At 58.6% G+C, this 13622-nt stretch carries 11 protein-coding genes; 3 read left to right on the plus strand and 8 right to left on the minus strand.

Annotation, left to right across the window (positions count from 1 at the left end; genetic code table 11):
* On the plus strand, positions 1–259 hold a 259-nt coding region (locus PL599_RS20530), incomplete at its 5' end, for a hypothetical protein (protein ID WP_271359847.1).
* Here PL599_RS20530 and PL599_RS20535 read toward each other — a convergent pair.
* The 5 genes from PL599_RS20535 to clpP all read right to left on the minus strand — a co-directional run bounded on the left by PL599_RS20535 (position 175) and on the right by clpP (position 8221).
* On the minus strand, positions 175–2373 hold the full coding sequence (locus PL599_RS20535) for an esterase-like activity of phytase family protein (RefSeq protein WP_271359848.1): 2199 nt from the start codon (positions 2371–2373) through the stop codon (positions 175–177). The genes PL599_RS20530 and PL599_RS20535 overlap by 85 nt on opposite strands.
* Before the next feature lie 255 nt (positions 2374–2628).
* Entirely contained in the window at positions 2629–2904 is a 276-nt protein-coding gene (hupB, locus tag PL599_RS20540) for a DNA-binding protein HupB (protein ID WP_003496481.1), read from the minus strand.
* 288 nt (positions 2905–3192) lie between these two features.
* Positions 3193–5610 carry an endopeptidase La gene (gene lon / locus PL599_RS20545; protein ID WP_077982456.1) on the minus strand — a complete coding sequence of 806 codons (2418 nt, stop codon included), beginning with the start codon at positions 5608–5610 and terminating at the stop codon, positions 3193–3195.
* 410 nt (positions 5611–6020) lie between these two features.
* Positions 6021–7298: an ATP-dependent Clp protease ATP-binding subunit ClpX gene (clpX, locus tag PL599_RS20550; protein WP_063951205.1), complete on the minus strand. Its 1278-nt coding sequence runs from the start codon at positions 7296–7298 to the stop codon at positions 6021–6023.
* A gap of 290 nt (positions 7299–7588) precedes the next feature.
* The gene (gene clpP / locus PL599_RS20555) at positions 7589–8221 is read right to left on the minus strand and encodes an ATP-dependent Clp endopeptidase proteolytic subunit ClpP (RefSeq protein ID WP_004441299.1); all 633 of its coding nucleotides are present in this window, start codon (positions 8219–8221) and stop codon (positions 7589–7591) included.
* A 452-nt stretch (positions 8222–8673) separates the two neighbouring features.
* Here clpP and PL599_RS20560 point away from each other — a divergent pair, with 452 nt between their 5' ends.
* Together PL599_RS20560 and PL599_RS20565 are read left to right on the plus strand one after the other, a co-directional pair.
* On the plus strand, positions 8674–9921 hold the full coding sequence (locus tag PL599_RS20560) for a GGDEF domain-containing protein (protein WP_077982457.1): 1248 nt from the start codon (positions 8674–8676) through the stop codon (positions 9919–9921).
* An 82-nt stretch (positions 9922–10003) separates the two neighbouring features.
* Positions 10004–11257 carry a cytochrome P450 gene (locus tag PL599_RS20565; protein WP_269824281.1) on the plus strand — a complete coding sequence of 418 codons (1254 nt, stop codon included), beginning with the start codon at positions 10004–10006 and terminating at the stop codon, positions 11255–11257.
* A gap of 38 nt (positions 11258–11295) precedes the next feature.
* Here PL599_RS20565 and PL599_RS20570 read toward each other — a convergent pair whose 3' ends face one another.
* From PL599_RS20570 to PL599_RS20580, 3 genes are all read right to left on the minus strand, one after another.
* Entirely contained in the window at positions 11296–11640 is a 345-nt protein-coding gene (locus PL599_RS20570; RefSeq protein ID WP_269824280.1) for a cupin domain-containing protein, read from the minus strand.
* A 12-nt stretch (positions 11641–11652) separates the two neighbouring features.
* Positions 11653–12936 carry an O-acetylhomoserine aminocarboxypropyltransferase gene (locus PL599_RS20575; RefSeq protein WP_271359849.1) on the minus strand — a complete coding sequence of 428 codons (1284 nt, stop codon included), beginning with the start codon at positions 12934–12936 and terminating at the stop codon, positions 11653–11655.
* A 73-nt stretch (positions 12937–13009) separates the two neighbouring features.
* Positions 13010–13444 (minus strand): CoA-binding protein, encoded by a 435-nt coding sequence (locus tag PL599_RS20580; RefSeq protein WP_269824279.1) that lies wholly within the window; start codon positions 13442–13444, stop codon positions 13010–13012.
* Positions 13445–13622 lie beyond the last annotated feature (178 nt).

Raw genomic sequence — 13622 nt, forward strand, 5'->3', positions numbered from 1 at the left:
CCTGGGGATGAGGAAACGAGGCTCATCTTATCTCCCGTTCACCCGCAAAAGACGACAACAAAACGTCATCATCCCGAAAAAGAAAAAACCCGCCGAAAATATCGACGGGTTTGTCAGCGGTCTGAAGCCGGGCATCGCCCGGCTTTTCTCTTTTTTCGATACAGTTCGGCGCAATCAGTTGATCGCCTTCATCTCAACCTTGAAGAACAGCGTCTCGCCGGAGGAATCATCGACGCCGTCATTGTCTGTCACGGCATAGGCCGCTCCAGCCTTGTCAAAGGTGAAGCCTTCCAGCTTGTCGACGACGTAGCCGTTGGTCTGGGCCTTGAGGTCGGGCAGGAAGTCGTGGGCTTCCTGCTTGGTCACCAGCGGCAGCTCGCCGCCGATCTTGCCCGGCTTCAGGTCGGCGATAGCAACGCGGTAGAGCTTCTTGATCTTGGCCTTGTCGCCGATCTGGTTGTCGCGCTCGATGATATAGACATAGTCGCCCTGCGCGGTGATTTCAGAAAGGCCGACCCAGCCTGCCTCGGTCTTGTCGAGCGGGTAACGCACAGCGCCCCACTCCTTGGACTTCGGATTATAGGAGACGAGCTTGACGAAGCCCTTCTCGTCCGTGCCCCATTCACGCTGCACGGCCATCCACAGCGTCGCATCGTCGCCTTTACCGATCATCGTCACGCCTTCGAAACCGAAGCGGGTATCGCTGGCGAGCAGTTCCTTGGGCAGCGCGATCTCGGCCTTGATTTCACCCTTGGCGTTGACGTTATAAAGCGCATGCGGAACGAGCTTGGCGCTATCGCCTTCAGAGGCCAGCCAGAAACCGCCCTTGCCGTCCAGCGTGATGCCTTCGATATCAAGCTTCTGAGCGGCGACGCCGTCACGCTTGACGCGCAGCACGCTGGTGATGACAGCAGGCTTTTTCGTCGCATCAATGGTAAAGATCGACGGCTGATTGCCATAGACCGAATCGGACACGGCATAGAGAATGCCGGGCTTTTCGGCATCGCCGACCAGACCCGAGAGCGCACCCCAACCGATCGGCGCACCATCGACTGTCGCGGAGACGAGCTGCGGATAGGCTGCTTCGCCTTCAGCACGCTCATAGATCATGACATGCGAGCGGACGCCGCCGTCTTCGATCAGATCGACCTCATTGGCCGTGGCTAGGAGGTTGCGCGACGGGATGGCGACTGCGCCTTCCGGCGAAATTCCCGAAGGCAGGAGCTGGGTCAGTTGCGGCTCTGCGCCGGTATCCTTGTAAACAGCGGCAACGGAGGCGCGCTCGGCAAGCACGAAGAAATACTTCTGACCATCGAAGGTCGCCGCTTCCAGACCCTCGGGCTCGATCCCCTTGGCCTTGGAACGCTTTTCCGGATAGTGGCCGATGGCGGCAACCGCGTGCTCGAGCGAGGTGCCGGCCTCATAAAGAAGCTTGCCGGTCTTGTCGAAGATGGTGAAGCCGCGCGAGCCGCCCTGCCAGTCGCCCTCATTGGCGATGACGATACGGTCATTGTCCAGCCACTTCACGGCATCCGGCTCGCGCTTGCGGCCTTCCTGCTTGTCGGTGAACTTCAGCTGTCCATCGGTTTTGGTATCGATGCCTTCCAGATTGACGGTGCCGGCAGAGAAATGCGTCTTCACGGTGCCGGTCTTGCCGTCGATGATGACGATATGGTTGTTTTCCTGCAGCGTCAGCGCGATCTCGCCATTGGCGTTGATGGAAACAAATTCCGGTTCCGGATCCTCCGGGGAAATTTCAGCGAGACCGGTAACGTCGATCTTCTTCAGAGTCGCGCAGTCGGCAACACCATCCTTCAGGCCGACGGTAACGAGGTAACCGGCTGGCATCTGCGGCAGGGCGCCTTCGTTCACCTCTTCATCGCGCTCGTTTTCGATCGCGATGGCGGCAAAGGTCTTGTCCGGGGAAACGGCGACGGAATCGGGTTGGCCGCCGAGGTCGCAGCTTGCCTCAACCTTCTTCGTGGCGAGATCGACCGTCACCAGCTTGCCGGAAGGCTTGGCACGACTTTCCGACGTATTGACGCCAGCCAGTACCTTGAGACCGGCAACGGCAACGGAGGTCGGCTCGCCTTCCAGCAACAATGCGCCGCCGGCCTTTGGAGCCTTGGCGTCTGTGATGTCGATGAAACCGATGCCGCCAAGCGGGCTGTCCGAATAAATCAGCGTCTTGCCGTCTTCGCTGGCGGTGATGATTTCAGCCGAAGTGACAGACTTGGCGTCCTTGTCCGCGGGAAGGTTTTTCGCCACCGGGAACGATGCAATGCGGTTGAAAACCGGCTCGGCAGCGGCCGGGATGGCCGCGGACGCAAGCAGAGCTGCAGTCAAAGCCATTTGAGAAAATCGGAACGCCATTTTAATCCCCCTTGGGTCCAGAAATACCCCATGGCTTCTGCGTCAAAGACATGACAGTGGCATGACATTTCCTTGCGGGAGAATCAAAAAGCCCGACTGCTGGAGCCGGGCTTTCGCGTTTATGCGCACATTCCGCGTTTCGAAACACCACCCGCTTTAGCGTCGATGTGACGGCGTCAGGGCATCAAAACATGTTTCCTCGTGAACCTGAAAAGCCGCCCGCCCGCCGCCGGGCGTTGCAGCTTTCCGGAAACCTTACGAGTTGACGGCGTCCTTCAGGCCCTTGCCTGCGGAAAACTTCGGTACGTTGCGAGCCGGGATATCGACTTCAGCACCCGTGGAAGGGTTACGACCCTTGGAGGCTTCACGACGGCTAACGGAGAAGCTGCCGAAGCCAGCGAGACGGATGTCGCCACCGCTCTTCAGTTCGTTCTGTACGGTTTCGAATACGGCATCAACAGCGGAAGCAGCATCTGCCTTCGTGAGACCAGCCTTTTCGGCAACAGCAGAGACGAGCTCGTTCTTGTTCATGTTTCCACCCCTTTCAATGGTTTGAAACGACTAAAATTAAGCCGACGCAGAATACATTCGCATCCGCGCGCAGCAACTCAAAAGCGCTGGAATCGCCTGAAAAACAAGGGGTCTGCGATTTTTTTCACAAAAAAGGCCGACATTTCTGCCGGCCTTCCACATATTCGTGCCAATTTGGCATCAGTTGCGCAGAGCTGAGCACCGGGCACGCACTCCGACACCTAACGCATTGATTCTATGCGCTGCCCGCCGCGAAAGGCGATTCCCGCCTTTGCGACGATGCATCTATCAATGGGCGATGGTTTGGTTGCCGTCATCAACACCTTCGACGGTTGCGATCACCGGCGTCTCGATGCTGCCGTCCCACTCGATGGGTTCCGGCTGGCGGATGAGAGCGTGCTTGATAACCTCGCCCATACGCGACACCGGAATGATTTCCATCTCGTTCTTCACGTTATCCGGAATCTCCGCCAGATCCTTGGCGTTTTCTTCCGGGATCAGCACCTTCTTGATGCCGCCGCGCAGAGCCGCAAGCAGCTTTTCCTTCAGGCCGCCGATCGGCAACACGCGACCACGAAGCGTGATCTCGCCCGTCATCGCCACATCCTTGGAGACCGGAATACCGGTCATGATGGAGACGATGGCAGTTGCCATGGCAACACCGGCAGACGGTCCGTCCTTCGGGGTTGCGCCTTCTGGAACGTGAACGTGGATGTCACTCTTGTCGAAACGCGGCGGTTCGATGCCGAAATCCACGGCGCGCGAACGGACGTAAGAGGCCGCCGCCGAAATGGATTCCTTCATCACTTCCTTGAGGTTGCCAGTAACCGTCATGCGGCCCTTGCCCGGCATCATCACGCCTTCGATGGTGAGCAACTCACCGCCGACTTCCGTCCAGGCTAGACCGGTGACGACACCGACCTGATCCTCACGCTCGGCTTCGCCATGGCGGAACCGCGGCACGCCCAGATAGTCGGGAACGTTTGCAGCGGTGACTTCCACGGACTTGACCTTGCCCTTGATGATCTCGGTGACAGCCTTGCGCGCCAGCTTCATCAGCTCGCGTTCGAAGCTGCGCACGCCCGCTTCGCGGGTGTACTGCTGGATGACGACCATCAGGGCATCATCGGTGACCGAGAACTCTTCTGGACGCAGGGCATGCTCCTTGATCGCCTTGGGCAACAGGTGACGCTTTGCGATTTCGCGCTTTTCGTCTTCCGTGTAACCGGCGATGCGGATCACTTCCATGCGGTCCATCAGCGGGCCGGGAATGTTCAGCGTGTTGGCCGTGGTCACGAACATCACGTCGGACAGGTCGTATTCCACTTCCAGGTAATGATCCATGAAGGTGGAGTTCTGTTCCGGATCGAGAACCTCCAGCAGTGCCGACGACGGATCGCCACGGAAATCCATACCCATCTTGTCGATTTCGTCGAGCAGGAAGAGCGGGTTCGCCTTCTTGGCCTTCTTCATCGACTGGACGATCTTGCCGGGCATGGAGCCGATATAGGTACGGCGGTGACCGCGGATTTCCGCTTCGTCACGAACGCCGCCCAGCGCCATGCGGACATACTCGCGGCCGGTCGCCTTGGCGATCGACTTGGCAAGCGAGGTCTTGCCGACGCCGGGAGGACCGACGAGGCACAGGATAGGACCGCGGATTTTGGAAGCACGGGCCTGTACGGCCAGATATTCGACAATGCGCTCCTTGACCTTGTCCAGACCGAAGTGATCCTGATCAAGGATCGTCTCGGCCGCATTGAGGTCGGTCTTGATCTTCGACTTCTTGCCCCAGGGCAGACCCAGCAGCCAGTCCAGATAGTTGCGCACGACTGTGGCTTCCGCCGACATCGGGCTCATCTGGCGAAGCTTCTTCATTTCCGCCTCGGCCTTTTCCTTGGCCTCCTTGGAAAGCTTGGTCTTGGCGATGCGCTCTTCCAGTTCGGCCATTTCGTCACGACCGTCTTCGCCGTCGCCGAGTTCCTTCTGGATCGCCTTCATCTGCTCGTTCAGGTAATATTCGCGCTGGGTCTTTTCCATCTGGCGTTTGACGCGCGAACGGATGCGCTTCTCGACCTGCAGCACGGAAATTTCGCCTTCCATGAAGCCGAGCGCCTTTTCAAGCCGCTGCTTCACGCTGACGGTTTCCAGCATTTCCTGCTTTTCGGTGATCTTGATCGACAGGTGCGAAGCGACCGTATCGGCAAGCTTCGAATAATCGTCGATCTGGCCAGCAGCGCCGACAACCTCGGGCGAAATCTTCTTGTTGAGCTTCACGTAGCTTTCAAATTCGGACACCACCGAACGCGAAAGCGCTTCGATCTCGACCGGATCTTCGGCAGGCTCCTGCAAAGGCGTCGCGGAGGCTTCATAGAAATCCTCGCGGCCGGTGTAATTGTCGATCTGGGCGCGGCCCTTGCCTTCCACCAGCACCTTTACGGTGCCGTCGGGAAGCTTCAGGAGCTGCAGGACATTGGCGACCGTGCCGACCTTATGGATGGCTTCCGGTGCCGGATCGTCGTCGCTGGCGTTGATCTGGGTGACAAGCATGATCTGCTTGTCCGAACCCATGACTTCCTCGAGCGCACGGATGGATTTTTCCCGCCCGACGAACAGGGGAACGATCATATGCGGGAAAACGACAATGTCGCGCAGGGGAAGTACCGGATAGGTACCGCCAGATGCCGCAGACGTGATGTTCGTCATATCATTTCCTTTCCATGGTCCCTTTCGGGACACTTTGCCGGACAGCTTGGGGCATCCGGCGCATTCATTTCTCGAGACTGAAAGTGGAGTTTCGAAACACCGATTTCAAGTCGCCGGAACAGACGGTCCAGCAGAGCGCCAAGACCGTGAAATTCAACAAAACCCAGCGCTGGCTCATACTCCCGACATTCCGGTTATCCTCAAGGGCCAGGAACCGGGTCGCCGACGGAATTCACATTTCCGTCATAACGCGCTGCAAATCAGTTGTAAGACTTTATCAGCAAAGCGCAATCCGCTCCAAACGCAAAATCGGGCTTCGTCAAGTTAGACGCAAGTTTCGTGAGGTCGCTCAAACAGAAAAGGCCCGCACGGATGCGGGCCCTGATCTCTTCCAACATTGCATCAGCCGATCAGGCCGAAACGTTGGTCTTTTCTTCCTGGCGGTCCGCATAAATGTAGAGCGGACGGGCGACACCGCTGACGACCTCGTCGGAAATGACGACCTCGCGCACGCCTTCCAGCGTCGGCAGTTCGAACATGGTGTCCAGCAGGATCTTTTCCATGATCGAGCGCAGGCCGCGGGCACCGGTCTTGCGGGTGATCGCCTTGCGAGCGATTTCGCGCAGCGCGTCCTCGTGGAAGGTCAGCTCGACATCTTCCATCTCGAACAGGCGCTGATACTGCTTGACCAGCGCGTTCTTCGGCTCAGACAGGATCTGGATCAGCGCATCTTCGTCCAGGTCTTCCAGCGTCGCCAGAACGGGCAGACGGCCGATGAATTCCGGAATGAGGCCGAACTTCACCAGATCTTCCGGCTCCAGCTCGCGCAGCACTTCGCCCACACGACGATCGTCTTCCGCCTTGACGGTCGCACCGAAGCCGATCGAGGTCTTTTCGCCTCTGGCCGAGATGATCTTGTCGAGGCCGGCGAATGCGCCGCCGCAGATGAACAGGATATTGGTCGTATCCACCTGCAGGAACTCCTGCTGCGGATGCTTGCGGCCGCCCTGCGGCGGAACGGAAGCGACCGTGCCTTCCATGATCTTCAGAAGCGCCTGCTGAACGCCCTCGCCCGACACGTCGCGCGTGATGGACGGGTTGTCCGACTTGCGGGAAATCTTGTCGACTTCGTCGATATAGACGATGCCGCGCTGGGCGCGCTCGACATTGTAATCCGCAGCCTGCAACAGCTTCAGGATGATGTTTTCCACGTCCTCGCCGACATAGCCGGCTTCGGTCAGCGTCGTTGCGTCCGCCATGGTGAAGGGAACGTCGATGATGCGAGCGAGCGTCTGGGCAAGATAGGTCTTGCCGCAACCCGTCGGACCGACGAGCATGATGTTAGACTTCGCCAGCTCGACATCGCCGTTCTTGGAGGCGTGCGCAAGGCGCTTGTAATGGTTGTGAACGGCCACGGACAGGATTTTCTTCGCCTGCTTCTGGCCGATAACATATTCATCGAGGATCTTGATGATGTCCTGCGGGGTGGGCACACCCTCGCGCGACTTCACCATAGACGTCTTGTTCTCCTCGCGGATGATGTCCATGCACAATTCGACGCATTCATCACAGATGAACACCGTCGGTCCGGCAATGAGTTTCCGGACTTCGTGCTGGCTCTTGCCGCAGAATGAACAATAGAGTGTATTCTTAGAGTCGCCGCCGTTGCTGCCGCTGACTTTGCTCATATCTCTTTCCTTCCAGCACGCCGCAGGTCCGCCAAACGGATCGCGGTCAACTTACCGCCCGCAGATACGGCAGCCCTTGGGGTGCATCGCCGTATCCGCCTCGTTTCCCGGGGTACTAACCGGTATCAGATACATGAGCTGATACCCGGCTGCAACGAATTCCCCATCAAACCTAGCTACGTCATAAAAACTCAACATAGCCTTTATATATACTAATATCGCTTTCTGTTGCGGTTGAAAGCCCCGAAATTACTTTTGCGGCTTCAAACAAACGTCAAAAGCGGCGCGCCTCAATTCGCGACGGCGCCTTCGATTTCCTGGCGCGAGGTCAGGATCTTGTCGATCACGCCCCAGTCCTTCGCCTCGTCTGCATCCATGAAATGGTCGCGATCAAGGGTTTTTTCAACCTCTTCGAGCGTACGGCCGGTGTGCTTCACGTAGACTTCATTGAGACGGCGCTTCATCTTGATGATGTCGCGGGCGTGGCGCTCGATGTCCGATGCCTGCCCCTGGAAACCGCCGGAAGGCTGGTGAACCATGATGCGGGCGTTCGGGGTCGCAAAGCGCATTCCCTTTTCACCGGCGGCGAGAAGCAGCGAGCCCATGGACGCGGCCTGGCCGACGCAGAGCGTCGAGACCGCAGGGCGAATGAACTGCATCGTGTCGTAGATCGCCATACCGGCGGTCACGACGCCACCCGGCGAGTTGATGTAGAGCGCAATTTCCTTCTTGGGGTTTTCAGCCTCGAGGAAAAGCAGCTGCGCGCAGACGAGCGACGCCATCTGGTCTTCCACCGGGCCGGTGAGGAAAATGATGCGTTCCTTGAGAAGACGGGAAAATATGTCGTAGGAGCGTTCGCCGCGATTGGTCTGCTCAACGACCATCGGCACCAGAGCCATGGCGGTATCAACTGGATTTTTCATGTCCGTCCTTTGTCAAACTCTGCCCTTCGCGGAAAGCCGCTCCGGAATCACTTCTAACCTTCATACTCCCTACATAGAGTGTCCCTGCCCCGTACTTCAAGACACGAAGCCGCATATCCTTAACGGCTCAACAGCGTTTGCAGGCCTTTCAGGCCGAGGTTGACAGGGCTTTCGGACCGGGCGGCGCCAGCCGGGCCTCTTTCCCACGCTGCCACCATTTTTTTACTATGGCGCGCGACGACGGCAAAAATCGCCCGCCATGCACAGATATAACTTCTCACCGGCAAGAACTCGTTAGTATTTGCTGCCGATACTGGCCAGCGAATTTCCGGTTCCCGTTGGGGAATGGGCCCATCCGGGCGAAATGGCAGCTCAACAATTCCAGCGGGCATAACGCACCTCGTGCGGAAGGGCCCGCTTTTACCGCATTATGGCGCAGATAGGATTTTGCAATGCTGGATGCAAAGACGAGCACGCTACTGTGGGCGGCGGAGACGCTCACCCTTGCCGTGCTTTTGGGAACGCTGTGGCTGCACCGCCCTTCCCGCCGGCATAATCTCTATTTCGCGGCCGGTTTCCTCGCCACGGGCATCGGCACGGTAATGGTGGCGCTTCGTGGGGATATTTCCAGTTTTTTGTCCATCCAGGTCGGCAATACGCTCGCACTTTCCGCCTTCGGGTTCTGGCTTGCGGGCCTGCTGTGCTTCGAACAGCGGAAAATCGGCGGCTGGGTCGCCATTCCGGCTCTGCTGTGGATCGCCGGAATGTTCCTGCCGCCCGTGCGTGAAAATATGGTGCCCCGCATCCTGCTCTATCACGCCAGTGCCGCCACCGGTTATTTCATGCTCGCCGGCGTCCTTCTGGCCAGCAAGGCGCGCGCCTCACGCAGCCGCCGGGTTTTGGCCGCAATTCTGATCATGCAGGCTTTTGCCGGGGCGTTTGTCGCATCCATCGTCATACCGGCCAATGCCGCGGCCCCCAACGCTATTCCGCTGACATCGGCGCTCGCCTTTTCCGGCATGCTCGGCTTCACGGCCATCATCATGATCAGTGCCAAGATCATCATGGAAGACACAGAAACGCGCCTTCACCGGCTCGCCATGACCGATCATCTGACCGGCGTTCTTAACCGTCGCGGCCTGCTGGAGGAGTTTGAGCGCATCAAGAAGAAGTCGCCGGCCTCCAGCCGTTACGTGGCGCTGGTGCTGTTCGATATCGACCATTTCAAGAAGATAAACGACAGATACGGCCACCAGTCCGGCGATGCGGTCCTCGTGCATTTCTGTAATATCGCACAGCGTACGATCGGCGATCGCGGGCTTTTCGTCAGGATGGGCGGCGAAGAATTCGCCCTGGTTGCCGAAGTGGAAAGCTCTTCCAGCACCGCGGCGCTTGCGGAAGCCATCCGCAGCAATCTGCGCCTTTCGAAGATCAGTTCGCGCGGTGAAGGTATCGAGGTGACCACCAGCGTCGGCATATCGGAAGCCATGATCAAGGATGCCGACCTGAATACGATGATGACAGAAGCCGACCGCGCGCTTTATGCCGCCAAGAAGGCCGGGCGCAACCGGACCGTCATCCATGTCAATTCGGCCAATGTCGTCGTGCCAGCTTCGGACCGCGACGAAAATCCGATGGACAACAATGCCGACCGCCAGGTGGCGGCGCTGAACCGGATATCTGCCATCGCCGGCCGGTGATGATGTAACCATTCAGTGACATGCGCAGAGTTATCGCAATGGATTTGTCTCCCTTCCCAAAGCGCCGCGCGCGGAATAGACCATGGGCATGACAGCGACATTTCCCTTTCTCAAAATCGACCACGCCACCCGCCGCATCTCCCTCGATGCCCGCGACCCGGCCTTCTACAACGATCCGAACCCGGTTTATGCGGCCCTGCACGCGCAATGTCCCACTTTCTACTGGGAAGAGCAGCGGCAATGGTTCTTCACCGGTTACGACCATGTCAGCGCCGTTCTGCGCGACCGCCGCTTCGGACGGCAGATACTGCATGTGGCTAGCCGCGAGGAAATCGGCCTGCCGCAGCCGCTGGAACATGTGAAGCATTTCGACGCCGCCGAGCAGCATTCGCTTCTGGAGCTCGAGCCGCCGGAGCACACACGGCTGCGCACGCTCATCAACCGCGCCTTCGTGTCGCGGCACGTCGACAAGATGAAGCCGGAAATAGAGGAACTCGCCAACCGCCTCATCGACGCCTTCGAAAGCAAGGGCGAAACGGAACTGCTCTCGTCTTATGCCGATATCATCCCGGTGACGATGATCGCCCGTATGATCGGAATTCCCGAGGAAATGGGGCCGCAGCTTCTGAAATGGTCGCATGCCTATGTCGGCATGTACATGTTCAAGCGCACGCCCGAGGACGAGCTTCTGGCCGACAGGGCCGCGCATGAATTTTCAGACTATGTACGCAGCGTGATCGCAGAGCGTCGGGCGGAGCCAAAAGACGATCTGCTGAGCCACATGATCCATACGCAGCACAAGGGCCAGTATCTGACCGACGATGAGCTCGTCTCCACCACCATCGTGCTGTTGAATGCCGGGCACGAGGCGACCGTACACCAGATCGGCAATTCCGTGCGCATCATTCTGGAAAGCGGCATCTCCCCAGAGGTCCTGTTCCGCGACGAGACGGCAACCGAGCGGACAGTGGAGGAGACGCTGCGCATCTGTGCACCGGTGCATATTTTCCAACGCTGGGTTCTCGAACCGGTCGAGATCGATGGCGTGCAGTTCAGGCGTGGCGACAAGGTCAGCCTCATCCTGGCCGCCGCCAACCTCGATCCGGCGAAATTTTCCGATCCTCTGGCCTTCCAGCCGGACCGCAACGAAGGCGCCAACGTCTCCTTCGGCGCCGGCATCCATTTCTGCATCGGCGCACCACTTGCAAGACTGGAACTCAATCTCGCCCTGCCCCTGCTTTTCAAACGTCTGCCGGGCCTGAAGATCGCCGAGCCGCCCAAGGTGAAGGACGTCTATCATTTCCATGGTCTGGAGCGGCTCGACCTGGCGTGGTGAAATCTGACTGTTAAAGTATTCGAACGGAGCATCCGGCCTCACAGCCGGATGACGTAATCCTTCCGCGTGGTTTCCACGACCTCCCAGGTGCCAGTGAAGCCCGGGCGCAGGACAATCCTGTCACCCGGCCTCAGATCGCGCGGTGTGCCGCCGTCTTCGGTCAGGATGGAATGGCCTTCGAGAATGCTGAAATATTCCCATTCATCATAGACCACCCGCCATTTGCCCGGCGTAGACTGCCAGATGCCGGCATAGATGCCGCCGGGAGCCTCTTCGAGATTCCATGTCGTGAATTTGGGATCACCTGATATCAGTCTTTCCGGCGCGGGCGCGCCGTGCTCCACCTCAACCACACTGCTTTCAAAAGACACAAGATTTGTCATCGCGGCAGGTCCTCAGATTTTTTCAAAGGACTGTTCGAGATCGGCGATGATGTCCTTGACGTCCTCAATGCCGATCGACAAGCGCACCACATCCGGCCCGGCGCCGGCGGCCGTTTGCTGTTCCGGCGTCAACTGCGCATGAGTGGTGGAGGCCGGGTGGATGACGAGCGAGCGTGTATCGCCGATATTGGCGAGATGCGAAAAAAGCTGCAGCCCTTCCACCAACGCCTTGCCGGCCGCATAACCGCCCTTGACGCCGAAAGTGAAGACGGAGCCCGCCCCCTTCGGCGAATAATGCTGTTGGATGGCATGGTTGTCGCTGTCCTCCAGGCCCGCATAATGCACCCAGCCGACTTTGGGATGTGCCTTCAGCCATTTCGCGACGGCGAGCGCATTGTCGGAATGGCGCTGAACGCGCAGCGGCAGCGTCTCTATGCCGGTCAGGATCAGAAAGGCATTGAAGGGCGAGATTGCCGGGCCGAGATCCCGCAATCCCAGAACACGGCAGGCGATGGCGAAGGCGAAATTGCCGAAGGTCTGGTGCAGCACGACGCCGGAATATTCCGGCCTCGGCTGCGACAGCGCCGGAAATCTGTCCGTCGCCGACCAGTCGAAGGTGCCTCCATCGACAATGATACCACCCATGGAATTGCCGTGTCCGCCAAGGAATTTCGTCAGCGAATGTAGCACGATGTCAGCGCCGTGTTCCAGCGGCCGCAGCAGATAGGGGCTCGCCATGGTGTTGTCGACGATGAGTGGCAGACCGTGGCGGTGGGCGACATCGGCGATTGCGGCGACATCCACGAAAGTACCGCCCGGATTGGCGAGGCTTTCGATGAAGACGGCACGGGTACGATCATCGATCTGCGCCTCGAAGCTTGCCGGATCTGGGGCATCTGCCCAGCGCACCTGCCAGTCGAAACCCTTGAAGGCGTGGCCGAACTGGTTAATCGAGCCGCCATAAAGCTGGCGGGCCGCGACGAAATTATCGCCGGATTGCATGAGCGTGTGGAACACCAGCAATTGCGCCGCGTGGCCGGAAGCAACGGCAAGCGCCGCCGTGCCACCTTCGAGCGCCGCCACGCGCTCCTCCAGAACCGCCTGGGTGGGATTCATGATTCGGGTGTAGATATTGCCGAACTCTTTCAATCCGAACAAAGCGGCGGCGTGATCGGCATCGCGGAAAGCATAGGCCGTGGTCTGATAAATGGGCGTGGCGCGCGCGCCGGTGGTCGGATCAGGCTGCGCGCCTGCGTGAACGGCCAGCGTCGAAAAACCGGGATTGTTGCTCGGCATGATGTTTCCTCCATTGGAATTTTGGAGGGATCATAATGCCTTGGCGGCAAATGATAAGTGCAATCCGTACCAACTATCGCGCAATATTGAGACGCGGATACTCAATTGCGGGGCAACGGTCCATCACCATGTCCATGCCATAGGCTTCCGCCTTGGCGGCGGCATTGTCATCGCGAACGGAGAGCTGGCCCCAGATCACCGAAGGGCGGTCAGGCAGCAATATCGCCTCTTCGACAATGGCCAACAAATATTCCGGCGCCCGGAAAACGTCGATCATGTCCACCGGCTCGGGAATATCGGCGAGTTTGGCATAGACCTTCTGCCCCAATATCTCCTTGCCCGCCTGGCCAGGATTGACCGGAAACACGCGATACCCCTTGGACAGCAGAAAGCGCATCACGCCGTGGCTGGGCCTGTCGGGATTGGGAGAAGCACCCAGCAGGGCGATGGTTTTGACGTCAGTCAGAATTTTTCTGAGGTACTCGGGTTCATAACTATCATGCTGCATGTCAACTTATCCCTTCTGGAGCATCGCATGGTTTGAAGAATACCAATGCAGGTGCGCCATTTAAAAGCGCCCGAGCATGGCGTCTCATGCATAATTCCACCGACGCATTCCTGACGCTGCCGGTTGCGCCCGTCCTTTCCATCTAGGAAGGTTCTTCGCTTTCTTGACCCCCTGCCGA

This window comes from Agrobacterium sp. ST15.16.055 (assembly GCF_027956555.1).
GTDB lineage: Bacteria > Pseudomonadota > Alphaproteobacteria > Rhizobiales > Rhizobiaceae > Agrobacterium > Agrobacterium salinitolerans.